At 62.6% G+C, this 25156-nt stretch carries 22 protein-coding genes; 13 read left to right on the top strand and 9 right to left on the bottom strand.

Annotated features, from left to right (window positions below):
• The first annotated feature begins 113 nt into the window (after positions 1-113).
• Together D8M36_RS06065 and D8M36_RS06060 are read left to right on the top strand one after the other, a co-directional pair.
• A complete protein-coding gene (locus D8M36_RS06065; RefSeq protein WP_126847543.1) occupies positions 114-1337 on the top strand; it encodes a cobalamin-independent methionine synthase II family protein in 1224 nt (407 codons plus the stop codon).
• A gap of 111 nt (positions 1338-1448) precedes the next feature.
• Positions 1449-2597, top strand: coding sequence for a glycosyltransferase family 4 protein (locus D8M36_RS06060; RefSeq protein ID WP_446717765.1), 1149 nt, complete (start codon positions 1449-1451; stop codon positions 2595-2597).
• A gap of 162 nt (positions 2598-2759) precedes the next feature.
• Here D8M36_RS06060 and D8M36_RS06055 read toward each other — a convergent pair whose 3' ends face one another.
• Positions 2760-3530, bottom strand: coding sequence for a type 1 glutamine amidotransferase (locus D8M36_RS06055; protein WP_161970217.1), 771 nt, complete (start codon positions 3528-3530; stop codon positions 2760-2762).
• 127 nt (positions 3531-3657) lie between these two features.
• Between D8M36_RS06055 and D8M36_RS06050 the strand changes: the two genes are divergently transcribed.
• Positions 3658-3882, top strand: coding sequence for a hypothetical protein (locus D8M36_RS06050; RefSeq protein WP_082991074.1), 225 nt, complete (start codon positions 3658-3660; stop codon positions 3880-3882).
• 69 nt (positions 3883-3951) lie between these two features.
• On the opposite strand, the gene deoD is transcribed toward D8M36_RS06050, so the two are convergent.
• Positions 3952-4674 carry a purine-nucleoside phosphorylase gene (gene deoD, locus D8M36_RS06045; protein ID WP_126847537.1) on the bottom strand — a complete coding sequence of 241 codons (723 nt, stop codon included), beginning with the start codon at positions 4672-4674 and terminating at the stop codon, positions 3952-3954.
• 29 nt (positions 4675-4703) lie between these two features.
• Here deoD and D8M36_RS06040 point away from each other — a divergent pair, with 29 nt between their 5' ends.
• Positions 4704-5996 carry an MFS transporter gene (locus D8M36_RS06040; protein WP_126847535.1) on the top strand — a complete coding sequence of 431 codons (1293 nt, stop codon included), beginning with the start codon at positions 4704-4706 and terminating at the stop codon, positions 5994-5996.
• Positions 5997-6028: 32 nt separating this feature from the next.
• On the opposite strand, the gene D8M36_RS06035 is transcribed toward D8M36_RS06040, so the two are convergent.
• Positions 6029-6649, bottom strand: coding sequence for an L-threonylcarbamoyladenylate synthase (locus D8M36_RS06035; protein ID WP_126847533.1), 621 nt, complete (start codon positions 6647-6649; stop codon positions 6029-6031).
• 9 nt (positions 6650-6658) lie between these two features.
• Positions 6659-8068 carry an AMP-binding protein gene (locus D8M36_RS06030; protein ID WP_126847531.1) on the bottom strand — a complete coding sequence of 470 codons (1410 nt, stop codon included), beginning with the start codon at positions 8066-8068 and terminating at the stop codon, positions 6659-6661.
• 155 nt (positions 8069-8223) lie between these two features.
• Between D8M36_RS06030 and D8M36_RS06025 the strand changes: the two genes are divergently transcribed.
• On the top strand, positions 8224-8661 hold the full coding sequence (locus D8M36_RS06025; protein WP_126847529.1) for an RNA-binding S4 domain-containing protein: 438 nt from the start codon (positions 8224-8226) through the stop codon (positions 8659-8661).
• Between the two features lie 132 nt (positions 8662-8793).
• Positions 8794-11412 (top strand): ATP-dependent chaperone ClpB, encoded by a 2619-nt coding sequence (gene clpB / locus D8M36_RS06020; protein WP_126847527.1) that lies wholly within the window; start codon positions 8794-8796, stop codon positions 11410-11412.
• Between the two features lie 64 nt (positions 11413-11476).
• On the opposite strand, the gene D8M36_RS06015 is transcribed toward clpB, so the two are convergent.
• Both D8M36_RS06015 and leuS read right to left on the bottom strand, forming a co-directional pair.
• Positions 11477-12295 (bottom strand): DUF559 domain-containing protein, encoded by an 819-nt coding sequence (locus D8M36_RS06015; protein WP_148110244.1) that lies wholly within the window; start codon positions 12293-12295, stop codon positions 11477-11479.
• A 636-nt stretch (positions 12296-12931) separates the two neighbouring features.
• Complete coding sequence (gene leuS, locus D8M36_RS06010; protein WP_126847523.1) at positions 12932-15916, bottom strand: leucine--tRNA ligase; 2985 nt, start codon at positions 15914-15916, stop codon at positions 12932-12934.
• Between the two features lie 169 nt (positions 15917-16085).
• On the opposite strand from leuS, the gene D8M36_RS06005 reads away from it, so the two are divergent.
• On the top strand, positions 16086-16622 hold the full coding sequence (locus tag D8M36_RS06005) for a GrpB family protein (RefSeq protein WP_065247607.1): 537 nt from the start codon (positions 16086-16088) through the stop codon (positions 16620-16622).
• Here D8M36_RS06005 and D8M36_RS06000 read toward each other — a convergent pair.
• The 3 genes from D8M36_RS06000 to panD are packed head-to-tail and all read right to left on the bottom strand — an operon-like array spanning position 16619 to position 17699.
• A complete protein-coding gene (locus D8M36_RS06000; protein ID WP_126847521.1) occupies positions 16619-17083 on the bottom strand; it encodes a low molecular weight protein-tyrosine-phosphatase in 465 nt (154 codons plus the stop codon). The two genes, D8M36_RS06005 and D8M36_RS06000, sit on opposite strands and share 4 nt — an antisense overlap.
• A gap of 26 nt (positions 17084-17109) precedes the next feature.
• Positions 17110-17274: a hypothetical protein gene (locus D8M36_RS10065; RefSeq protein ID WP_153246509.1), complete on the bottom strand. Its 165-nt coding sequence runs from the start codon at positions 17272-17274 to the stop codon at positions 17110-17112.
• 17 nt (positions 17275-17291) lie between these two features.
• A complete protein-coding gene (gene panD / locus D8M36_RS05995) occupies positions 17292-17699 on the bottom strand; it encodes an aspartate 1-decarboxylase (RefSeq protein WP_126847519.1) in 408 nt (135 codons plus the stop codon).
• A gap of 200 nt (positions 17700-17899) precedes the next feature.
• Here panD and D8M36_RS05990 point away from each other — a divergent pair, with 200 nt between their 5' ends.
• The 6 genes from D8M36_RS05990 to rlmB all read left to right on the top strand — a co-directional run bounded on the left by D8M36_RS05990 (position 17900) and on the right by rlmB (position 25146).
• Positions 17900-19363, top strand: coding sequence for a DEAD/DEAH box helicase (locus tag D8M36_RS05990; RefSeq protein WP_126847517.1), 1464 nt, complete (start codon positions 17900-17902; stop codon positions 19361-19363).
• Between the two features lie 52 nt (positions 19364-19415).
• Positions 19416-20834, top strand: a complete 1419-nt coding sequence (locus tag D8M36_RS05985) for an L-serine ammonia-lyase (protein ID WP_126847515.1) — start codon at positions 19416-19418, stop codon at positions 20832-20834.
• 82 nt (positions 20835-20916) lie between these two features.
• Positions 20917-22077 carry a LacI family DNA-binding transcriptional regulator gene (locus D8M36_RS05980; protein ID WP_126847513.1) on the top strand — a complete coding sequence of 387 codons (1161 nt, stop codon included), beginning with the start codon at positions 20917-20919 and terminating at the stop codon, positions 22075-22077.
• A 74-nt stretch (positions 22078-22151) separates the two neighbouring features.
• On the top strand, positions 22152-22658 hold the full coding sequence (locus tag D8M36_RS05975) for a phage holin family protein (RefSeq protein ID WP_065247614.1): 507 nt from the start codon (positions 22152-22154) through the stop codon (positions 22656-22658).
• Between the two features lie 80 nt (positions 22659-22738).
• Complete coding sequence (cysS, locus tag D8M36_RS05970) at positions 22739-24175, top strand: cysteine--tRNA ligase (protein ID WP_126847511.1); 1437 nt, start codon at positions 22739-22741, stop codon at positions 24173-24175.
• Positions 24176-24183: 8 nt separating this feature from the next.
• On the top strand, positions 24184-25146 hold the full coding sequence (gene rlmB, locus D8M36_RS05965; RefSeq protein ID WP_126847510.1) for a 23S rRNA (guanosine(2251)-2'-O)-methyltransferase RlmB: 963 nt from the start codon (positions 24184-24186) through the stop codon (positions 25144-25146).
• Positions 25147-25156: the final 10 nt, after the last annotated feature.

Below are 25156 nucleotides of genomic sequence, written 5' to 3'. Positions count from 1 at the left end.
TGAGAGTGGGGCGTTCCTTCGGGAGCGCCCCACTTTTGCGTGTGGGGTCCATAAAATGAACGATCGTGAACGGAAGTTTTGGTCGGTGCCGGAATTCTCGTAGATTGATGACCATGACAGAGATACTCACCACACACGCGGGCTCGCTTCCGCGCACCCAGGAATTGATCGACGCGAACTACAACAGGGAACTTGAAGCCGACGGCTTCACCCCGAAAAAGTCGCCTGAGTTTGAGCGCGTTCTCGCCGATGCCGTGGATGGCGTCGTTGCTCGCCAGAAGGAGATTGGCATTTCGGTGCCGGGCGATGGCGAATACGGTAAGGCGATGGGCTCGGCCATCAACTACGGCTCGTGGTGGTCGTACATTTACGACCGGACCGAGGGGCTTGCGCTTACGGGCACCGACTTTTTCAACGCCGAGCCGCAGCGAAGCGAGCCGGGCAATATCCGCCTCACGAGCTTCGATGATCGCCGCGACCGCAGTCTCTTCCCCGGTGCCTACGCTGACCCGGTTACGGGTGTTCCCACGACTAACGACAAGCCGGAAACCTTCATCATCCCCGCGGCCACCGGCAAGGTAGCGTTCTCCGAGCTCGGCAAGGAGCTGTGCGCGAACGACATCACGAACTTCTCGCACGCACTTGAGAAGTCGGGCTATCAGCAGGGCTACCTCTCGACCCTTTCGCCGGGCTCGGGCGCGCGCATCCACGACGAGTACTACGGCGATCCCGACGCGTTTCTCGACGCGTGGGTGGATGTGATGCGCCCCGAATACAAGGCCATCACCGATGCGGGCATCCAGATCCAGATCGATGACCCGTCGCTTGCCGAGAACTTTGACCAGATCAATCCCGAGCCAAGCGTTGAGGACTACCTCGCGTTCACGAAGAAGCGCGTGGACGCGATCAACCGTGCGATTGACGGCATTCCGCGTGAGCTCGTGCGTCTGCACACGTGCTGGGGTTCGTGGCACGGCCCGCACGTCACGGACTTTGAGTTCAAGTACCTCGCGGAACTCATGCTCGAGGTCAACGCAAAGTACTACTCGTTCGAGGCGGCGAATGTGCGCCACGAGCACGAGTGGGTTGTGTGGAAGGACGTCACGCTCCCCGACGACCGCGTGATCGTGCCCGGCATCGTTTCGCACTCGACCAACGTCGTCGAGCATCCGGAACTCGTCGCGCAGCGCATCGAGCGTTTTGCCGACATCGTGGGCCCCGAGCGCGTGATTGCCTCGACTGACTGTGGTCTCGGCGGCCGAATCCATCCGGAGATCGCGTGGGCGAAGCTCGAAAGCCTCGTGGAAGGCGCGGGCATCGCTTCGGCGAAATACTGAGATTTTAGGCGGGAAATCGCCGAGCAAACGGGGGCGTGACGCGCAGCGTTCACGCCCCCGTTACGTGTCCGACACGTGTCTTTCCCACGGCCGTTGCTCCCGAGGGACACAATGAGGAACGTGAAAATCCTCGTCGTTGCCGAATCGTTCCTTCCGCACATGAATGGCGTCACCAACTCGGTGCTCAGGGTTGTCGAGTGCTTCGCGCGCTCCGGCCACGAGGTCAGGATCGTCGCGCCAGGCGCCCCGGGCATCCCAAATGAACTGACGTTCGGTGCGGATCGTGTGCCGATCATCCCCGTGCTGTCACTACCGATGATGGGCTACGGCCAGGTGCGCATGAGTGCGACCACGAACTACCGGATTCGCTCGATTATCGACGATTTTCATCCCGACGTCGTGCACCTCGCGTGCCCGGCCCTCCTCGGTAACGCCGCCTCGAAGGCCGCTGTCAAGCGTGGCATCCCCACTGTCGCCATCTACCAAACCGACCTCCCGGGCTACACGCGCAAATACGGCGCTCCCGTGCTCGAAGAAGCGATGTGGATGTTCCTTCGCGACATTCATAACCGCTGCGAGGTCAATCTCGCGCCCTCCTCGAGCACCCGTAATCAGATCGTCGAGCACGGCATTGAGCGCGTGCAGATTTGGCGACGCGGAGTTGATACTTCGCAGTTCTCGCCCACGCGCCGCAGCGAGAAGCTTCGTAAGCGCCTCGCTCCGAATGGTGAGAAGCTCGTCGTGTACGTGGGGCGTCTTGCCGCCGAAAAGCAGGTAGACGACCTCGCCGTTCTCGAGTCGATGCCGAATGTGCGTCTCGTGATTGTGGGGGAGGGGCCCCTCGAGGCGCAGCTTCGTTCGGCCATGCCAGGCGCCTATTTTGCGGGCTTCAAGAAGGGAGCCGAACTCGCAGAAATCGTTGCCTCGTGCGACCTCTTCGTGCATACGGGTGAGCTCGAGACGTTCTGCCAGACGATCCAAGAGGCCATGGCCTCAGGCCTCCCCGCGATCGCACCTCGCTCGGGTGGCCCGATCGACCTCATTGACCACTCGCACACGGGTTGGCTCTACACGCCAGGCAAACTTGACGAGCTTCGCGCGTACGTCGAGGATCTTCTCGGTGACGACACGAAACGCGGGCATTTCGCTGCAGCTGCGCAGGAATCGGTGCGGCAGCGGACGTGGCCCGTTCTCGCGGAGCAGCTTCTCGGCTTTTATCGCGAGGCGGCGCGTCTTCACGAGGCCGCGCACGCCGCGTAACGCTCGCCCTTCTCCCGTGCCACTCGCCTTCCGTACCACTGTGGAGGTCACGGTGTGAGGGTAGGCCGGATACCTCATGGCCTCGGCGTGTTCTCCGCCCTCAAAGGTGGAGGTAGGGGCGCCAAGCCGGGCTTGCCGTAGAACGGTGACGCGGCCGGGCCTTTAGCGAGCGGAGCAGGCAAACCTCACAAAGGCGTCGAGGAGGCGCACGGGGGCATCGACTCCCTTGTTCGTACCGCGCCACCTTTCGATCTCACGCGCGAACGACTCGGGATCACGATCACTCGGTGTGAGCGCGCTCGTGGTCGCCCATCTCGTGGCAATCGCGGGCGTAATTTCGGGATGAAACTGCACGCCCCATGCCGCCTTCCCCGCGCGGAAGGCCTCGAGTCGGCCCTCTTCATCGCGAGCGAGGGGCACGATTGGTGCGCCGATCGGGGTTGCACTCGGGAGCGCCGAAACTTCGTCCTGGTGCCATTGGAAGGCCTGAAACGCTTGGTGCGGTGCATGAACCTCGGCGCGGGCAAAGAGCGGATCGGTTGCGGCGGCGGGCTCGGGCAGTACTGTGCGCAGTCCGACGGCAGGCTTCGGCCTTCGCGTGATCTCACTTCCAAGCGCCGCTCCGAGAAGTTCCTCGCCGAGGCAAATCCCCAACAGGGGAAAACTTTCCTCGAGGGTATCGAGGCACAGGTGGCGGCACGGTGCGAGCCAATCGTAGTGCTCATCTTGGAGAGGGCCGGGGCCACCTCCGAGGATCACGAGGCCTTGCGAGGTGGAGGTGAGGCTGTCGAACGAGGGGAGTGGCTCGCCGCGGTAGGGGCGCACGAGCGCGAGGGCGAGGCCTGATCTGCGCGCAAGGCCTTCGAGCAAGCCCGGCGGGCAATCATCTTCGTGCTGAATGACCGTCAGTGTTCCGCACACATTGTTTCCCATGTCCCCGTTATACAGGAGACAAACACCGTGCGACGTACTTGGAGGACTTTCGTCCATCGTTTAGACTGGCCACGCAGCGGCAACCCCTTGCAGCCGCGACCCCGACTCGAACATCATGGAGAAAAGCGTGACCCAGCACAACGACGCCGCGGCAAGCAACGAAACCTCGCAGGGCAATAGCCTCGCCTTTTCGATCATCGTCACCGCGCTCGTCTTCCTTCTCTTCGCGGGTGGTCTCTACGTCATGAGCCTCTACACCGTCGCGCCGATCTGGTTCGTTGTGGGCCTCGCCATGTCGATCGTCGCGCTTTTTGTCGCCTTCGAGATCATTCCGCGCTTCTTCACGAAGTAGAAGCTCTCCAGTCACAAGAAAGGCCTCGGCACTGTCGCCGAGGCCTTTCGCTATACGTGCAGGCAGGAGCTACTGCGCGTGTTTCTTGTCGAGGGCCACGACCGCCTCGAGAGCCATGACGATCATCGAGTCGAACGTCTCCTGGCGCTCCTGGGCGCTCGTCTCCTCGCCCGTGAGGAGGTGGTCAGAGATCGTGCACACCGATAGCGCCTTGCGGCCGAACTGCGCGGCGAGCGTGTACAAACCTGCGGTCTCCATCTCGACGCCGAGGACGCCGTAGTTCGCGAGGGTTTCCGTGAGGGGTTTCGGGTTGTAGAACTGGTCGGCCGAGAAAAGCCCGCCAACGCGATAGGGGAGATTCTTCTCCTCTGCGGCCTCAACCATGAGACGCATGAGTTCGAAGTCAGCAGCGGGAGCGTACGTGACGTCGCCAAAGCGCGCGCGGTTCATGGCCGAGTCGGTGCTTGCGGCGTTCGCGATCACAACGTCGCGCACCTTCACCTCGGGTGCCATGCCGCCCGCGGTACCCACGCGAATGATGGCTTGAACGTCGTAGTCGTTCATGAGCTCGTGCGCGTAGATCGCCATGGAAGGCTGGCCCATTCCCGAGCCTTGAACGCTCACGCGCACGCCCTTGTAGGTGCCCGTGTACCCGAGCATGCCGCGCACCTCGTTGTAGAGCTGTGGATCGTCAAGGAAGGTTTCGGCGATCCATCGCGCGCGATACGGGTCACCGGGGAAAAGAACGTAGGGCGCGACGGCGCCTTCGGGGGCATTAATATGTGTAGACATGCGTTAAGCCTACGGTGTTTGGAGATGGGATGCCCGAAACCTTTGTGCCCGATCGTGAGGCAGTGCGTGCCCGTTGGGCGGTTTCGCTCGTTTTTCTTCTCAATGGTGTGAGTTTTTGCGCTATTTTGCCTCGCTACCCTGAGATCGTGCGTCAGCTCGGCATTACCAACACCGAGCTTGGCCTCGCCGTGGGCCTCGGGCCGCTCGGTGGCCTCGCTTTCGGTTTGCTTGCCGCGCCCATCATGAAGAAGATCGGCTCAGGCAAGGCCGCGCTCATTTTCCAGATTCTCGCCTCGAGCGCGCACCTTTTGATCTACGTGGCGCCGAGCTGGGGTTTCCTCGCTCTCGGTTTTGTTCTCGCGATGAGCTTCGACGCCATCACGGACATCGCCCAAAACGCCCACGGTATGCGAGTCGAACGTCGCTATCGCCGCTCGATCATCAATAGCTTTCACGGGTTCTGGTCGCTCGGTGCGGTTCTCGGCGGGGTCATCGGTGCCGTGTGTGCGCAGTTCAGCGTCCCGCTTGCATGGCAGGGCTGGGGTGGACTCCTCCTCTTTGGCGCGATCGCCATCGTGAACTTTCCGTTCCTGCTCAAGGGGTCCGACGCCGCCGAGCGGGTCAAGGAAGTTTCCTCGCCAAGTGCCTCCTCCGCGAACGAGGCCCCGGCGGATCTCATGGGAGAAACGAGTGGCAATACCCTGCTCGAAAGCACGTCACCCAGCCGCGGGAGGCTTGGCGCTCTCGCGTTGCTCGGTGCCCTCGGCATGGTTCTCGTCTTCGCTGGTTCAACCGAAGATGCCGGCAGCACGTGGGGTGCGCTCTTCATGACCCACACCTTCAATGCATCGCCGTTCGTCGCTGGGCTCGCGTTCGTTGCCCTTCAGGGCGCACAAATGCTCGGCCGTTTTCTGGGGGACCCGATCGTGGATGCCTGGGGCGACCGCACAACCGCGCGCGTGGGCGCGGTGATCTCCTTCGTGGGCATGAGCGTCATGCTCGTGTGGCCGACCGCCGTGACCGCCGTGATCGGCTTTGCAGCTGCGGGGTGGGGTGTGGCGACGCTGTTCCCGGCCGTATTTCGAGCGGGCGACAACGTTGAAGAGCTCGGCCACGGAGTCGGCATTACCGTCGTTGGCTGGTTCGCTCGCATTGGCTTCCTCGCCGCCCCACCGATCGTGGGCTGGCTCGCTGACCTCTTCACTCTGCGCTATGCCCTCGCGCTCGTACCGCTCTACGCAGTGGGAATCCTCGTGTTCTCGGGCGCGCTCGAGAACACGACGAAGGCCGACAAACGGGCGACACTTGCGGAAGCGAGGTAGGCCCGGCAGGCGTCGGACCGGCCCTGCACTGGCTAGGCGAACGCGGATGTATCGCCTCGGCCCTCGCGAAGGACACGCGGCACGTCGTCGGTGAGATCGATGATGCTCGTGGGTTCCATGCCCGTGATCTCGCCGTCGACAATCGCGGAGATGAGGTGCCCGATGCGGTCCTCGACAATCCACGATTCGGTGAGCACATCGTTCTCACCGGGCATGATGAGGCTCGAAGTCACGAGCGGCTCCCCGAACGCGTCCACGATCGCGCGCGCGACCACGTGATCGGGAATGCGCGCTCCAATCGTGTGTTTTTTCGGGTGGAGCATGCGGCGCGGGAGCTCTTTCGTGGCCGGCATAATGAAGGTGTAGGGGCCGGGTGTGTGCGCTTTCACGAGGCGATAGTTCGGGTTCGAAATCCGCACGTACCTTCCGAGCTGCGCGAACTCGCTACACATGACAGTGAAGTGATGGTCCTTGCCCGTGTGGCGGATCGTGCGGATCTGTTCCAGGGCATCGTGCGCGCCTATGCGGCATCCGAGCGCGTAGCCCGAATCGGTGGGGTGGGCAATCAGTTCCCCGTCCCTGAGCCGCTCGACGACCTGGTCGAGGAGACGCGCTTGCGGTGTGACGGGGTGGATCGGAATGAGGCGTGCCATGACCCCATGTTAGTGCTCTGGTGAAGGAATTAGCGTGACGTAGCCGTCGGTATCGATCGAGGCGAGCGAGGATGTCAATACCCACCCGTCCGCGCTCAGCACCGAGGTCGTTTCATCGGGTTTCTTCCAGTAGCCGTGAAACACCTGAGGGCCTTTGATCATGAGTTTTCCGACGGCGCCCGGGCCCACAACGTGCCCGCGGTCGTGCACGTCGACGACCCGCACCTCGATCGACGGAAGCGGCGTGCCCACCGTGTGCTCACGCCCCTCCACGGAGGTGCGAAGGAACAGGGCGACCCCCGCTTCTGCCCCATCGAAGCTCACCACGAGTGGCCAGCCGAGATCCCGGGCCCAGTCGCGCAGATTCGGCGTATGCTCCCTGCGGATGGGGCTCAAGGCAAGGCGAATCATGGGCGCTTTACCGGTGGTGCGCGCATGTTCGGCGAGGAATCGGAAAACCTCGGTGTCACCTGAGATCACCGAGGGAGGGTTTTTCTTGAGAGCGCGCACGAGTGCCGAGTGGTCGAAGCGTGGGAAGAGAATCGTGTGGCGGCCGTAAAACAGACTCGTGGTAAGGGTGTCGGCAATCCCGATGGTCGAGTGCAAGGGCCACAGTGCGTAGCCCGTTTCGGTTCCCGCCGGCGCCGTTTCGAGATATTCGAGAGATTGATGGGCGAGCGCCGTCAGGTTTCCGTGAGTGATCATCGCGCCGAGTGCACTTGTGCGCGTGCTTCCCTCGTACACGAGAGCGGCGAGGTCGTTCGGTTCCGGGTACGGATAGTCCAGTGGAAGAGGTGCCGAGCCAAGAAGGTCCTTGAGCTTCGCGCGCGTGCCGAAGGACAGAGGGAGCTGGGCGGGACCCTTGGGCGGTGCCGCAACTCGCATGACGCCCTTGCCGCCCGCCTTCGCGATTTCCGCGAGCGCTCCCGTGAATGTGAGGCGACGCGGTGCCTGCTTGGGAAGTTCAGGAGCCTGGACGGTAATCACGGTTTTCGGTCGCGCTTCTTCATCGAGCCCCGCGAGGGCATTGAGGCGGTATTCGGCGATAATGACCGCGACGGGGGAGTAGTCGGCAAACTCGCGGCTCAGGCGCATCATGGGCTCGCGATCAGAATGCTGAACGGCGATTGCGCCGATCCGGAGAACCGCGTGGAAGGCGATAACGGCATCGATGCTCATGGGCAGGACGATCGCCACGCGATCGCCCGCGCGAATGCCCGAATCCAAAAGACCCTGCGCGAGGCAGCGGATGCGACGACCGAGCTGGCCATAACTCACGCGTGTGCCGGCCATTTCAAGTGCCGTGCGTGAGCGGAAGTTCGCGATCGCGAAATCGAGAAGTTCGGAGGCGTTGAGTGGAAGGGGGCGCGCGCTCAAGCGGTGAGCCGGATCATGTGAGTGCGGCTTCGCCGGGGCCATGAGCGCCCTCCTCTCACGTGAATGTTGGTGCGGGGCACGAGCGTGCACCGTAGGTGACGTGTGCAGTTTAGGGAGAGAACCTGCACGTTGACCTCAGGTTTCCCGGGCGTTTCGTGAGCACGCCCCGCGCGAAGCAGGTATGCGAGAGTAGCACCGTGAACGAGAGTCAGAATGCCGATGCAGGAAATGGGAACGTACGCCTTGATTCGTGGTTGCACGCGGTGCGGCTTTTCAAAACACGGTCCCTCGCCTCGAGTGCCATCAAGGCCTCACACGTGAGGGTCGATGGCGAGGTCGTCAAACCGAGCTTTCGGCTGAACATCGGCAGTACGGTTGCGGTGCGCCACCCCGGTTACACGAATGAGTACGTGGTCACAAAGCTGCTTGCGAAGCGTGTGGGGGCGCCGCTCGCGCGCGAGGCCTATACCGACATCTCGGCTCCGCCACCGCCGCAGTTGTTTGCTGCGCCACCTCGGCGCGATCGAGGAGCGGGTCGGCCTACGAAGAAGGAGCGCCGGGCACTCGACCGTCTTCGCGGCCGCGAGTCGCAAAATGGCAGGTGGCGAGCAATTCTTGACGATAACGAAAGTTGAGTGGAATAGACTCAACTTTGGTGGCGTTGCACGAGATGTAAGCGCGAAAGCGAGAGAGGCTGGAGAAGCGTCGGATCCCTCGGCGCTCGAGCCTTCCGCGTAGCGCACACCCACGTGAAAGGAGCGGAAAATATGCAATTTTCCTTTACGCAACGTTCGCGCGAAGCCGTCGAGGCGGCCACGCGCAAAGCGGAATCATTCCGCAATACCAACGTCACCGGTCTGCACTTGCTTGCGGCACTTCTCGAGCAAGAAGATTCGATCGCCACGGCAGTTCTGGAGGACACGGGGGCACATATCGGTGCTCTCAAAGAGCGTGTAGATCAGGAAATCCAGCGACTTCCCCGACTCACGGGGAACACCGATCAAAAGCCGGTCTTTCAAGGCGACGGCTACGACGCACTTGAAGCCGCCGGAAAAGAAGCCGGTGCCGGCATGGGGCAGGGTGCTGAGGGGTATATCTCGACAGAGCACCTGCTTTACGGAATCGCCAAGGCGGCGAAAACGCCTGGCGACATCCTCAAAGACTTCGGCGCGACCCCGAAAGCGATTCGCGCCAGCATCGCCACACTCACCAAAGGAACAAGCATGAACAAAGAAAACCCCGAAGGCTCCTTTAAGAGTCTCGAAAAGTTCGGGGTCGACCTCACGGCTCGCGCACGTGAGGGCAAACTCGACCCCGTTATCGGCCGCGATAGCGAAATTCGCCGCGTTGTGCAGGTGCTCAGCCGCCGCACGAAAAATAACCCCGTCCTTATCGGCGAACCCGGCGTCGGAAAGACGGCCGTCGTTGAGGGGCTCGCCCAGCGCATCGTTGAGGGAGATGTGCCCGAATCACTTCGCGGCAAAACCCTCATCTCGCTCGACCTTTCCTCGATGGTCGCCGGCTCGAAATACCGCGGCGAATTTGAAGAGCGCCTCAAGAGTGTCCTCGACGAAATTCGCGACTCCAACGGCAACGTCATCACCTTCATCGATGAGCTCCACACCGTGGTCGGTGCCGGTGGCACAGGTGAAGGATCCATGGACGCCGGCAACATGCTCAAGCCCATGCTCGCGCGCGGCGAACTTCGCATGGTCGGTGCCACGACTCTCGACGAGTACCGCGAACGCATTGAAAAAGACCCGGCGCTCGAGCGGCGTTTCCAGCAGGTTTTTGTAGGCGAGCCGAGTGTTGAAGACACGATTACGATTCTGCGTGGCCTGAAGGACAAGTACGAGGCTCACCACAAGGTGACCATCTCCGACTCTGCGCTTGTCGCGGCGGCCTCGCTCTCGGATCGCTACATCAACAATCGTCAACTTCCCGATAAAGCCATCGACCTTATCGACGAGGCTGCGTCGAGGCTGCGCATGGAACTCGATTCCTCACCTGTTGAACTCGATATTCTGCGCCGCCAGGTTGACCGTCTCAAAATGGAAGAACTCGCCCTCAAAGGCTCGGACGACCCGGGGTCGCTCGCGCAGCTTGCGAGCGTTCGCGAGCACCTTGCCGCTCGCACCGAAGAGATGAATGAACTCTCCGCCCGCTGGGAGCGCGAGAAGTCCGGCCTCAACGAGGTTGGCGAGCTCAAGGCGAAGCTCGAAGATCTACGCATGCAGGCCGACCGGGCTCAGCGTGAAGGCGACTTGAGCCAGGCCTCGAAAATCCTCTACGGCGACATCCCCGAGCTCAAAAAGAAGCTCGTGGAACTCGAACACGAAGAAGGTGCCGGGGAAGCCTCGAACGAGGAGGAGCAAAAGCCGCTCGTTGCCGACAAGGTTGGCCCTGACGATATCGCCGGAGTCGTCTCCGCGTGGACGGGCATTCCCGCGGGACGCCTCCTCAAGTCCGAAACGCAAAAGCTTCTCGATATGGAAGAGATCATCGGCAGGCGGCTTATTGGTCAGCATCGGGCCGTGACCGAGGTCGCCGACGCGGTGCGTCGTTCGCGCGCCGGTATCTCCGATCCGAACCGCCCCACCGGCTCGTTCCTCTTCCTTGGCCCCACGGGCGTTGGCAAAACGGAACTCGCGAAGTCCCTCGCCGAATTCCTCTTTGACGACGAACGCGCCATGGTTCGTATCGACATGTCTGAGTACGGCGAGAAGCACAGCGTTTCTCGCCTCGTAGGGGCGCCCCCGGGCTACGTCGGCTACGAAGAAGGTGGGCAGCTGACCGAGCAGGTCCGACGCCGCCCCTACACCGTCGTGCTCTTGGACGAGATTGAAAAGGCCCACCCGGATGTCTTCGACATTCTCCTCCAGGTGCTCGACGACGGCCGCCTCACCGACGGCCAGGGGCGCACGGTGGATTTCAGGAACACCATCCTGATCCTGACGTCGAACCTCGGCGCACACTTCCTCCAGGATCCGAGCCTCGACGACAGCGCGAAACGGGGCGCGGTCATGAACGCCGTGCGTGCGGCGTTCAAGCCCGAGTTTCTCAACCGTCTTGACGACATCGTGCTGTTCGACTCGCTCGGTCGCGAGGAGCTGCGCCATATCGTTGGTCTCCAGGTCGCTTCGCTCGCGGCGCGTCTCAAGAACCGCCGCATTACGCTCGACGTGAGCGAAGCCGCCGAGGATTGGCTTGCCGAGCGTGGCTTTGATCCGGCCTACGGTGCGCGTCCGCTCAAGCGGCTCGTGCAAAAGGAGATTGGCGATGCGCTCGCGCGCCTCATCCTTACGGGCGAGGTCACGGATGATCAAACGGTCACGGTTGACGTGGAGCACGGGGAGGGCGATTCTTCCCGCCTCGCACTCCACTGAATTCCATAGGGGTTGTGGGGGTTATTCGCACCCCTTCACTCGGATTCCATAGGGGTTGTGGGGGTTATTCCTCGGGTTTAGCCCCCGCAACCTCCCGCATTGCCTGGCGTCGGAATGCTTCGCGTACCTTGACAACAAGAGGCCACTCGTGAGGCTCCGGCGCCAGCGCATATGGCGATGATTGAAAGTTGACGCGGTTGATGCGAGGCATCCCCGGCGCGTCTATTCGATACTTCGTTGGAAACTCGTTGCACCAACCAACATACGGGAGGTCATCGTTCACAATCGGGACGACCTCCCACCCTTCCTCCCGAAGAATCTCGGCGTGGTAGTGGTCGCGCGCCGCTCGTTGCGGCTCCTCGTGGGTACTTCCCTGATACTCCACCACGACTTTCTGCGCCGGATAGACGAGATCGCGGTCGGGAATTACAACCCCGCTGGGAAGAACAATCGGAATGTTGAGCTTCGGTTCGGGAAGACCCGCCTCGACGAGAAGGAGGCGGCACAGAGTCTCCTGAGGTGAGTCAGAGCCCACGCGAATATTGTCGAGTGCCCATCGCGTATTGGTGGCCCCGTCGATTTTTGGGTATCTCTTCCGTGCGTCCTCAAGGCACGCAATCGTGCAAAAGGGCTCGCTTCTTCCCTCGTAGTTCGGGCGCGGTCGACGCACGAGGTAGTCGCCTACGGCCACGAGCTCAAACGGGTTCAGCACCGTCGCAAGATCAAGGAACGTTCGTTCGCGAGACATAATCCTGAGCGGCTTACTCCACAGGGGCGCGGTGGAGGGGTGCCACGGCATTCCGACGCCTGCTGAGCCACCGTCGGCACCTACACCCGCACGAATCTGCCCGGGCTCCACCTCAACGACATCGTCGCTTGCCAAAAGATGCTGCCGCCACTTTGCACACGGCTGCGGAGGGGAGCGGTGATAGTCGGGGTAAACGAAATCCGGGACGCCACTGGACTTTTCGGGAGTGTGAAGTCCGCTGTTCGAGAATTGCGGGCAATCCAGCGCGAGGAATCTGAACGGCACAGGAAAGCCCCAAAGAAGTGCTGCAGAAATTTGAGAGAGCGCGGCTTTGGGGCAGGCGTGCGTCACGATGCGCGCATAGTCCCAGCTTGTGGGCGAATGAGCCGTCGGAGCGTAAATTCCCCGGTAAAGCTGCTGATAATTGGGCCCCCGAAGTTGATCGCGCGTGACCGCCCTGGCATAGGCCTCTTGGGAGGTGAATACGGTGTGCGCGAGGGCGGCCGGAATAGGAGCTCGGGTGCGTGCCATGGCTTGCATGCTATGGATCGACAGCAGTCACCATGCGCGGCGTAAGGCGGAGTGGGGAAACCGAGAAGTGTGGAGCGCGAGCCGCCTCAGAGTGTTCGACGAGAGTCACAGTTCCGTCTCGAAGCGATCCTCAAACCCAAGAAGTGTGGGGGTCTGAGCACAAAGACTCAAACCCCCACAACCCCTATGCAATTAGGGAGGGGGCGATACTCAAACCCCCACAACCCCTATGCAATCCAGTTAGGAGAGGACGAGGTTGACGAGCTTCGGCTCGCGCACGATGACCTTTCGCACCTCGTGTCCTTCGATGAGCTTCTGCACGCGCTCCTCGGCAAACACTGCCTTTTCGAGGTCCTCCGCCGAGATCTCCGGGTCCACCTCGATGCGGTGGCGCACCTTGCCCTTGACCTGGATGACGCACGTGACAGCGTCGGCAACAAGGTACTGCGGATCCGCAACAGGGTAGGAAGCGCGCGCGAGCGACTCATCGTGACCGAGCTTCGCCCACAGTTCCTCCGCAAGGTGCGGAGCGAACGGCGAGACCATGAGCACGAGTGCCTCGACGGCCGAACGCGGGGCGCCGTCCCCATCGCTCGCGACCTTCGTGAGGTGGTTGACGAGCTCGATGAGACGCGCGATCGCCGTGTTGAAGCGCATGTGCTCCATGTCGGCGCTCACCGCGTCGATGGTTTTATGCACGGCGCGCAGAGTCTCCACGCTCGGCTCGGCATCGCTCACGACGCACTCACCGGTCTCTTCCGAGACCGCGAGGCGCCACAGGCGCTGAAGGAAGCGCTGCGAGCCCACGACGTCGCGCGTGTTCCAAGGGCGCGACAGATCGAGCGGGCCCATCGACATTTCGTACACGCGGAACGTGTCGGCACCGAATTCGTCGTACATGTCATCGGGTGTCACGATATTGCGCAGGGACTTGCCCATCTTCCCGTATTCCTGGGTCACGGGCTTGCCGTCATAAGTGAAGGAGCCGTCGGCTTCCTCGACAACCTCGGAGGCGTTGACATACACGCCGCGCTCGTCGCGGTACGCGTAGGCCTGCACATACCCCTGGTTGAACAGAGTGTGGAACGGCTCGGCGCTCGCAAGGTAGCCGCGGTCGAACAGGACCTTGTGCCAGAAACGCGCGTAGAGCAGGTGGAGAACGGCGTGCTCAACACCGCCAACGTACAGGTCGACACCGCCCGTGGGCGCGCCTTCGCGCGGGCCCATCCAGTACTGCTCGTTGGCAGGCGCGGAAATTTGTTCGTCGTTCGTGGGGTCCGTGTAGCGGATTTCGTACCACGAGGAGCCTGCCCACTGAGGCATGACGTTCATTTCGCGGCGGTAGCGCTTCAGGCCATCGCCAAGGTCAAGCTTGACCCACGCCCAGTCGTCGACACGCGAGAGCGGCGTTTGCGGTTCGGTATCCGCATCGTCGGGGTCAAACGTCTTCGGGGAGAAATCGTCAAGCTCGGGAAGCTGCACGGGGAGCTGATCGACCGGGAGGGCGATCGGAACCTCGGGTGCGTCTTCCGCGTACACGATCGGGAACGGCTCGCCCCAGTAGCGCTGTCGGCTGAAGAGCCAGTCGCGCAAGCGGTACGTCGTTTTTGCGTGGCCAAAGCCCTTCTTCTCGGCGAACTCGGTTGCGGCGGCGATCGCCTCGGTCTTGTTCATGCCGTTCAGGTCAAGTTCGGCGCTTTGCGAATTGATTTTCTTGCCGTCGCCCGTGTACGCCTGGCCCTCTTCGAAGTCGGCCGGGGGCTGCACGGTGCGAATGATCGGAAGCTCGAAGGCGCTCGCGAATGCGTAGTCGCGCTCATCTTCGGCGGGAACTGCCATGATCGCACCGGTGCCGTAGCCCATGAGCACGTAGTCGGCGGTGAACACGGGCAGCGCGCGCCCATCCACGGGGTTCACGGCGAAAAGACCCGTGAACACGCCCGTTTTTTCGCGCGAATCGGCGGTGCGCTCATCCTCTTCGAGGGCTGCGGCGCGCTCCTGATAGGTAGCCACGGCCTCACGGGGGTTCGCCGCTCCACCGGTCCACGCCGCCTTCGTGCCCTCGGGCCAGGACTCCGGAAGAATGCTGACATCAACCAGCAACGGATGCTCAGGGGAAAGCACCGTGAATGTGGCGCCGAAGAGTGTGTCCACGCGGGTCGTGAACACATCGAACGTGGCATCGGCGAGGGCGGGGCTAGCGTCGGACTCCAGCGCGAACGTCACCTGCGCACCGCGTGAGCGGCCGATCCAGTTGCGCTGCATGGACTTGACCGATTCGGGCCAATTGACGGTCTCGAGATCTTCGAGAAGTCGATCGGCGTACGCGGTGATCCGCAGGTTCCACTGCCGAAGTCGGCGCTTGAACACGGGGAAATCGCCGCGCTCGGAGCGGCCCTCGGCCGTGACTTCCTCGTTCGCGAGCACGGTGCCGAGACCGGGGCACCAGTTCACGGGAGTGTCGCTCACGTAGGCGAGGCGGAAACAGTCAACGAGCTCCCGCATCTCCTCGGGCGTGTACTGGATGAGGTAGTCGAAAGGCGTGTCGTGCTCGGGATTCCAGTGCTCATGATCCGGCTTGCGGTCGTGCCACATCTGCGGGATCTCGATGCCCTGCTGCTCAGCGAGGGCGTACGGATCAACATCGCGATCCTGGATCGCACCCTTGAGCTCCGAAATGGGACGTGCAGAGCCGCGCGTGCCGTCAGCCTTCACGAAGTTCGGGTCGTACCACGAGTCGAACAGTTGGAGGAACACCCACTGGGTCCACTTGACGAACTCGAGGTCGGTCGTGCGCAGCGAACGCCGTGAGTCGTGTGAAAGACCAAGGCGGAAAAGCTGGCGGGCCATGTTCGCGACGTTTTCGTCCGTCGTGACCCGCGGGTGTGTGCCGGTCTGGATTGCGTACTGCTCGGCGGGCAAGCCAAAGGCGTCATAACCCATCGTGTACAGCACGTTCTTGCCGAGCATGCGATTGTGGCGCGCGACGGCGTCGGTCGCAATGTAGCCGAGGGGGTGGCCCACGTGAAGACCCTTCCCCGAGGGGTAGGGGAACATATCCATGATGAACATTTTTTCGCCGAGTTCTTCGGCGGTGCGGCCATCGGAAAGTTCACCCTCGGGATTGACGGCGTTGAACGTGCCCTTCTCGAGCCACAGCTTTTGCCATTTCTGCTCGATCTGTCCCGCGAGTTCAGCGGTGTAGCGGTATGGGGCCTCAGCCATCGTGTCCCTTTCCTCGTGTCGGTTTCGTGCGCGGCAGGTCTCGAGCGCGCATGCACTGCCTCCAGTCTACGTGCTGCGCCTTTGGAGCGTTGCGAGCGGTTCCGACGCTTGCGTAGCCTCGATTGCGGCGTGTGTTTTGCGGGGTGGGCGCGGCCCGTAGGATGGGTGCATGGCGATTCATTTGAGTGAGTATTCCGAGTCTTGGGTGGGCGACTTCATGGGGGTCGCCACGACCTTGGTAGATGCCCTTGACGGCCACGGAGGGCAAGGGATCGAGCACATTGGTGCGACCTCGGTTCCGAAAATGGTGGCGCGACCCATCATCGATATCGCGGTCATCGCCGCTCCCCTCGCGCTTGAGGAGGCGTGTGAGGCGCTCGCCCCACTCGGCTATGTGGCCGGGGGAGAGAAGCAGGAGGGGGAGGGCTACCGCAAGCTGAATACTCCCACCTCGGGCGTTTTGCACGCACTCACGGTCTTCGAGGAAGACTCCCCGCTGCTTCACGCGAGTATCGCTGCGCGTCAGGTTCTCATGAATAGCCCGGAGCTCGTCGCGGAGTTCTCGGGCTATAAGCGAGGGCTCGCATTCACGGGTGCGATTGACGTGGAGGAGTACCGCGCCGCGAAGGTGCCCATGTTCCAGAAGATCCTGCGCGAGGCGGGGATGGACGAGGAGGCCCTCGCGGGTCTCGCCGCGAGTTTTTAGGCGCCCTCGACGAGGCGCTCGGCGAGGCGCGGCATTGCGCGCTCGAGAACGTCGAGCGTTCGATCGAAGTCTTCGGCGCCGCCATACCAGGGATCGGGCAGGGGATCGCCTGGCTCCGACTCGGGGTCGAAGTCCGTCATGAGCGCGAGTTGTTCCTCGCGCGCGCCGAGCGCACGTAGCCGGTCGAGGTGGAACTGCTCGGCTGCCACGAAGAGGTCGGTGTTCTCGATGTCGGTGGCGCTCACTTGTCTGGCGGCATGCCCGCTCGCGTCGTAGCCCTCGGCTTCGAGCACGCGAGCCGCGCGGGGATCCATGGGGTTGCCGATTTCCTCGCTGCTCACCCCGACGGAGTTCACGGTAACGCTTCCGCCACCGTCGAGGGAGGAGAGCGCGGAAAGAAGAATGCGTTCGGCCATTGGGGAGCGGCAGATGTTGCCCCAGCACACGGTAGTAACGATCATGCCTCGACCCTAACGCAGATCGCTTCTCACGCGCCGAAGAGCGACGCAATCACCATGAGCGCGATCAACGTGCCCACCGACGTCAATAGCGTGATATCCCGCGTCATTTCCTCGCCAACCTCGTAACGCGCAGCGGCGACGGACACGTTTTGCGCGATGGGTAGCGCGGCGATTACGAAAAACCCACTCACGACCCCCGCCACGGAGGCTACCTCGAAGAAATCTGGTCGGCAGCGCCCGGAACGGACTCGGCAGGGTCGTTGCCAAGCGCCACGATGCGGTTCTTCTCATCGACGTGAACGATACGCGGCGTGTGGGCGGCGGCTTCTTCGGGGGTGAACTGCCCGTAGGCGATGAGGATCACGAGATCCCCGGGATGCACGAGGTGGGCGGCGGCGCCGTTGATCTTGATATCCCCGCTACCCGCCTCGCCGCGGATGACGTAGGTTTCAAGGCGAGCGCCATTCGTGACATCAACAATCGCCACGAGCTCGTTCTCGATGAGGCCCGCGGCATCGAGTAAATCGGCATCGACCGTCACTGATCCCACGTAATGGAGATCGGCTTGCGTCACGGTGGCACGGTGGATCTTGGAAGTCATGAGTGTTCGCAGCACGATGCTTAAGTATTCCATCCCAATCGCGCACCTGCGAGGGTGCCGGACGTGAGTTTGCGAACGAAGAGACCACGGCTTCCTTCCCGCAGTGGGGGTCGCTCACGGATACTTGAAGCGTTTACCGCCCTACGGGGCCCGGCGCTACGGCGCTCACGAGAAACACCGGACCGCGCGAAGGCGCGAAGAAAGGGGCCAACATCATGCCCAAGTCACGCAGAGTCCACAAAGCTGAACGCTTCGATGCGATGGCGCTTCCCGAAGAGCTCGTACAAGAGCTGCAGGCGCAGGGGTTTGAGCGCGCTTTCGAAATCCAGGAAGCAATCCTCCCCGACGCGCTCGCGGGCCGCGATGTTCTCGCTCGAGCCGAAACCGGATCGGGCAAAACCTTGGCTTTCGCGCTGTCCATGTGCGCGCGCTTTCGCCACCGCAGCTCACACCGACGCCGTCCGCTCGGCATGGTCCTTGTTCCCACCCGCGAGCTTGCCGTGCAGGTCGTGGACACGATCCACCCCTTCGCGCGCGCCGTGGGCATCAAGGCACAGCTCGTCTCGGGTGGCATGAATATCGACAAGCAGGCCGATGCTCTTCGCCGCGGCGTCGAGATCATCGTCGCGACGCCGGGCCGCGTCGTGGATCTCGCCCAGCGTGGCGACCTCTTCCTCGACCGCATAGAGACGACCGTGATCGACGAAGCTGACCACATGGCCGACCTCGGCTTCCTGCCGGTTGTGACCGAGATTCTCGCGCATGTCGAAATGGGCACGCAGAAGATGCTCTTTTCGGCCACGCTCGATCAGCAAGTCGACGCGATTACCGATCGTTTCCTCGTGGACCCCGTGACGCACGAGACGACGCCGGTTGCCGCGGCCGTGCAGAATATGCGCCACGTCGTGTATGCGATCAACCCGAAAAAGAAGCGCCAGATTACCGCGCAGATTGCCGCACGCGATGGCCGCACACTCCTTTTTGCCCGCACGCAGCTTGGCGCCGAACGCGTGGCCCAGGAGCTGATCGAGGTGGGCATTCCCGCCGCTGCCCTTCACGGCAATAAGCAGCAGGGGCTTCGCACGAACGTTCTCGCGGGGTTCCGCCAGGGTGCCTTTGACGTGCTCGTGGCGACCGACGTTGCCGCGCGCGGGATCCACATTGACGATGTCTCACTCGTACTCCACATCGATCCTTCCGACGACGCGAAGGAATATGTGCACCGCTCGGGCCGAACCGCGCGTGCCGGTGCCTCGGGAGTTGTCGTGACGCTGGCTCTTCCACACCAGGAGAAAAAGACTCGCCAGGTGATGGAAGCGGCAAAGGTCGAACCCGAATGGAGTGAGGTGAACTCCGAGACCGACGAGGTGATCCGGTATGTCGGAGGAAGGACGCCGAGTGGAACCCCCGCTCGGGACCCTCAGCTCGTCAAATACAAGGGGGCGCCCCGTAAGCTCGATGTCACCAGGATGCGCGGGGCTAACTCGAAAAACGCCGCCGAAAGGCGCGAGAACGAAAAGCGCCGCGCGGTCTACGACGAGCACGAGAGGTCTTCCTCTTCGCGCGCGTCCGGCCCAGGCAAAAGCCGTCGCACGGGTGGAAAAAAGCGAGGGTCCGACGCCCGCCGGGCACGCAATGCTTCCACCACCCGCCCACGCGGCCAGCGTCGGTCGCGCTAAAGCACAACTACACATCACATGATCCGCGTTCGATACGAGAAGGAGACCCCTCATGAGCGTGAGCCTCTTTGACCTGTTCAAGATCGGGATCGGCCCCTCGAGTTCGCACACCGTTGGCCCCATGCGCGCCGCGAAAGAGTTCGCTGACGAGGCCCTTGCCCATCCGACGATCGGGCCCGACATCGCCGATGTCGAGGTGCATCTTTACGGTTCGCTCGCGGCAACCGGCATGGGGCACGGGACACTCGACGCGGTCGTTCTTGGCCTCGAAGGCAACGATCCCGCGACCATCGACCCTGCGCAGGCATGGGCGCGTGCGAAGGATATCGATAGCAATGGTGGCCTCATGCTTGGCGGGCGCGTGCCCGTGAGTCTGCGCCCCTCCACGATCGTGCTTCACCCGCTCACCTTCCTTCCCGAGCACTCCAATGGCATGACCTTCGCGGTCCTTGACGAAAGCGGCAACGAACTCGAGAAACGCACGATGTTCTCGATCGGCGGCGGCTTCGTCGTGGATAAAGAGGAGCTTGAAGCCCAGCAAGCGTCGGAACCCCTCGCCGAAGGCGAGAGCGACGACGAGGGCGAAGGCAAAGCGAAGCCGATCTTCGAAAGCGGGGAAGAACTTCTTCGCGTGTGCGAAGAAAACGGCATCACCGTGTCGCAAGCGATGCTCATGCGCGAAAGGCAGTGGCGAAGCGACAGCGAGATCCGCAAGGGCATCCTCGAGATTTGGGCGGTCATGGAGGCCTGCATCGAGCGCGGTATGCACACCACCGGTGTGCTCCCCGGCGGTCTCAATGTGCGCCGAAGGGCAGCGACCTGGCACGATGCTCTTCAGCTTGAAGACCCGAACCATCGCGCCGATAACGCCTTTGAGTGGGTGAGCCTTGCTGCTCTCGCGGTGAATGAGGAAAATGCGGGCGGGGGGCGAGTGGTGACTGCACCCACGAATGGCGCCGCCGGCATTATTCCCGCGGTGCTCTACTACGCCCTCACGTACCTGCGCTACGACGATCGCGATGACATGATCGTGCGCTTCATGCTCGCGGCTGCGGCTTTTGGCTCGCTGTGCAAGGAACGCGCCTCGATTTCCGGTGCGGAAGTGGGCTGCCAGGGAGAGGTCGGTTCGGCCAGCTCGATGGCCGCCGCAGGCCTCGCTGAAGTGATGGGAGCGAAGCCTCGGCAAGTGGAAAACGCGGCCGAGATCGCGATGGAGCACAATCTTGGCCTCACGTGCGATCCCGTGGGTGGCCTCGTGCAGGTGCCCTGTATTGAACGCAACGCGATGGGCGCCATCAAATCGATCACCGCCGTTCGTTTCGCGATGCGCGGCAACGGTGAGCACTTCGTTTCGTTCGATACCGTGCTCGAAACGATGCGCCGCACGGGCAAGGACATGAACGAACGCTACAAAGAAACCGCGATGGGTGGCCTCGCCGTCACGGTTCCCGTGTCTTTGCCCGCGTGTTGAGGCACGTGGGCTACCGTTAGACGCGAATGCCACGCGCCACCGCGGCGCGACCTGCATGACAGAAAAGGACGGCCAAGGCCCCATGAACGATAAAGCTAGCGGCGACATCAACGGCGATTTCGCACCCGGTGAGAGCCCCGAGGAACTTGCGGCGGCGGCGGAAGTTGCCCCCGAGGTTGAGAAGCGCACCGACGGCGAACGTGCAACGCTCACGGAGGTCGCCAACTCCCTCGGCATCACGGCTGCGGTGGCGCTTCGTGCGCTCCGCGGAGAATCCGACATTAACTCGAAGCTCGTGAAGTCCGTGCGGGAAACCGCCGAGCGCTTGCACTACCCGCTCGAGGATCTCACGGGCGAGGATGACCACCGTGGTGTCGTCGCGGTTCTCGTGAACACGATGCGCAACACGTGGATCTCCGACATCGTGCGTTCGATCCGCATCGAGCTGGCCGCGACCGGTCGACACGTGGTGGTGGTGCCGACGCGGCGCCGCATGCCCGAATATCCGATCACCCTCGAAGAGGAGACCATCTCTTCGCTTACCGCTCTTGGCGTTGACGGCTTCATCATGGCGAGTGAGCTTCCCGAACTCGACAAGGTCTTCGAAGCAATCGGCACCCGACCGATTGTGGCGATCGGCGGCTCGAAAGAACGCGTTGGAAAATCTGACACGGTTCGCATCGACGACGAAGCAGGCTACGGCCTTCTCGTGGATCACCTCGTGAGCCTCGGGCACAAGGACATCGCCCACGTGGGCGGCGTGGGGTATGCCGTCGCGAAAGAACGCGCGGCAGCGTTCAAGGCCGCCATGAAGCGCCATGGTCTCGAAGATCGCGCACGCGTTGAACCCGCCGATTTCAGCGAGCAGGTTGGCCAGACCGCCGGCTCGATGCTTCTTCGCGGAAGCCAGGTCCCTACCGCGATCACGTGCTCGAATGATGTGACCGCTGTGGGCGTGCTCTCGGCCGCGGCCGATGCCGGCTACGACGTGCCGGCCCAGCTTGCGGTGACGGGGTACGGCAACACGTCGCTTGCGTCCTCGGGTATCGCACAGGTGACGAGCATTGATCCGAACTCTCGCCGTATCGGTGCGCTCGGTGCGCAGATGCTTGTCGAGCGCATTGGCGGCTTTGAAGGGCCGGCGCGCGACACGGCAGTGTCACCGCACCTCATTGTGCGCCGCTCGTCCTCGGCAGGCCCCCGCCCCGAGCAACAGCGCCGCCGCCGCGTGACGATCGACTAAACATCACACGACAACCGGAGAAAACCCTTCGAATCCTCTGAATACTTCAGGGGCCGCATTGATAGGCTGAGTGCATGATCAACTCCACGAACGACCGCTCTTCGAACGACCGCCGAACGAGCACAACCTCGCGGTCGATTGGCGAACTTGTCGCCTCGATTAAGAACGAATTCACCTCCGTGATCGATCAGCAGGTCGCGATCGCGAAGAAGGAAGTCACCGGAATCGCCGTCAAAGGCGGTGCCGTCGCGGCACTCGCGGCAGTTCTCGTGTTCTTCCTCCTAAGCGCGTGGGTCATGTTCCTCTTCTTCTGCGCGTGGGGCCTCGTGGCTCTCGGCCTCCCGGCTTGGGCGTCATTCCTCATCGTGTGCGGCTCGCTCGTAGTGCTCGGCGCGATTCTCGGCCTCATCGCCTACCTGATCGTCAAGAAGATCACCGCGCCCGAGGTCACGATCGAAACCGCGAAGAGCGCCGTCGATTCGGTGCAGGGGAAGCGTCGCGTGAACTCCGTTGATTACGACGACGCCTTCGAAGAGCTTTACGGTAAACAGGTCAGCGCCGCAACACCGCGCGAGATCTAATAATCATCACCGTCACAAAGCGAGGGGCGCCGCGAGTGCTCCTCGCTTTTTCGGTACCCACGAGAGGCTAGGCTTAAGACGTGACTCTACGACTGCACGATTCGAAAACCAGGACAGTTTCGGACTTCACCCCGCTCAAGGACGGTGAAGTCTCGCTCTACGTGTGCGGGCCCACGGTCCAAGACGGCCCCCACGTGGGGCATATCCGCACGTTCCTCGCGTTCGACGTGCTCGTGCGGTGGCTGCGCAGGAGCGGTTACCGAGTCACCTACGTGCGCAACGTGACCGACATCGACGATAAGATCCTCGCGCGAGCCGCCGAAGAGGGCGAGGCTTGGTGGAAGTGGTCCTACGCAAACGAACGAAAATTCGGTGAGATCATGGATCAGCTCGGCGCCGTGCGCCCCGATTACGAGCCGCGCGCCACGGGGCACGTCACCGAGATGATCGACTTCATGCAGCGCCTCATCGAGCGCGGGCACGCCTACGCCGACGGTGAGGGAAGCGTGTACTTCGACGTCTCCTCGCTGCCCGAATATGGTTCGCTCACGAACCAGTCGATCGAGAACATGGTCGACGACGCCGAAGCAGCCTCGAACCTCAAACAGGACCCTCGAGACTTCGCACTGTGGAAGAAAGCCAAGGCAGGCGAACCCGAGACCGCCAAGTGGTCGACACCTTTCGGCGAGGGGCGCCCCGGATGGCACCTCGAGTGCTCGGCCATGGCGAAGAAATACGTGGGGGAGAGCTTCGATATCCACGGCGGTGGCCTCGACTTGCGCTTCCCCCATCACGAAAACGAGCAGGCTCAGAGCTACGGCGCCGGCTACGGATTTGCGCAGCGTTGGATGCACTCGGGCATGCTCACCGTTGACGGCATGAAGATGGGCAAGAGCCTTGGCAACTTCATTACAGCCGAAGATGTCCTAGCGAAACATTCAGCGGCTGCCGTGCGCCTTGCCATCGTCGGCTCTCACTACCGCACGAACGTCGAGTTCAACGAAACGACGCTTGCCGAGGCGGAAACTGTACTCTCGCGACTTCGCGGCTCGCTCACGCGCGCACTCGACGCCCTCGAGCAGGCAGGAGCATACGAAGAGCTTTGCGAACCGGGCGAGGGAGCGCTTCCCGACCGCTTCACCGAGGCGATGAATGACGACCTCGGCGTCGCCGATGCCCTCGCAGTCGTCCACGAACGCCACGGGCAACTCAATACTCTTCTCGCGAAACCGCACATTGATGCTCATGAGGTCGCGAGTGCCGTCAACGAGCTGCGAGACATGCTCGATGTTTTCGGCCTCGACCTGCTCGGCGCGATGTGGTCCGATGAGCCTGGTGCGGGTGGTGCGGAACACGACGCTCTCGATGCCCTCATCCGAGCTCAGCTCGAGGAGCGCGCAGAAGCACGGAAAAACAAGGACTGGGCGAGCGCCGATGCGATTCGCGATCGCTTCGCAGCCGCCGGCATTCGCATTGAAGACTCCGCGGGCTCCTCCCGCTGGAGTCTCACGAACTAGGAGAGACCATGGCAGGACACAAGAGCTCCCGCAAGGGCCCCAAAGTCGGTTCTGGCGGCGTGCGCCGCCGTAGGCTCGAAGGCCGCGGCCCCACCCCCAAGGCGGAGGATCGCCCTCACCACAAGGCCTACAAGGGTACGCACGACACCGTCGGAAAATCCGGTACCAAATCCGGCAAGCGCCGCCCGCCGCGCAGGTCCCCTAAGGACGCCGCGAATCGGCCCACCGTGATCGCGGGCCGTAACTCCGTGCTCGAAGCCCTCCAAGAGGACGTTCAGGCGCTCTCTCTGACCCTCGCGATCAGGCTTGAGGCCGATGAACGCGTACGCGAGATCATGCGCCTTGCGCATCAAAAGGGCCTTCAGCTGCATGAAGCCACGCGCGCCGAACTCGATCGGCTCACCGACGACGCGATCCACCAGGGCGTGGCCCTCACACTTCCGCCGTATGAATACGCCGACCCGGCAGATCTCCTCGAGATTGCTGCGGACGACTTTGACACGCCGTTGCTGATTGCGCTTGACGGCATTACCGACCCGCGCAACCTCGGCGCGATACTCCGAAGCGCGGGTGCGTTCGGCGCGCACGGCGTGATCATTCCCGAACGTCGAAGCGTAGGCATGACCGCGAGCGTCTACAAGGTGGCCGCGGGCGCCGCGACGCGTGTGAAAGTCGCCCAGGTCACGAACCTCAACCGCACGATCGACTCGCTCAAGAAACAGGGCGTCTTCGTTGTGGGGCTCGATGCCGATGGCGAATTGGAGCCGCGAGACATGGATCTGGCGACCTCGCCGATCATGCTCGTTGTCGGTGCCGAAGGTAAGGGAATTTCGCGCCTCACGCGCGAAAAGTGCGATGCGATTGTGTCGATCCCCATGGCGGCGACGACCGAGTCGCTCAACGCCTCGGTTGCCGCGTCAATCGTGATGTACGAGATCGCGGGTACGCGTGCACGAACGGGGCGCGCCTAGCCCTGAGTGA

The sequence above is a fragment of the Dermabacter sp. HSID17554 genome (genome assembly GCF_003989295.1).
Classification (GTDB): domain Bacteria; phylum Actinomycetota; class Actinomycetes; order Actinomycetales; family Dermabacteraceae; genus Dermabacter; species Dermabacter vaginalis.
This window is presented reverse-complemented; position numbering and strand designations above follow the sequence as displayed.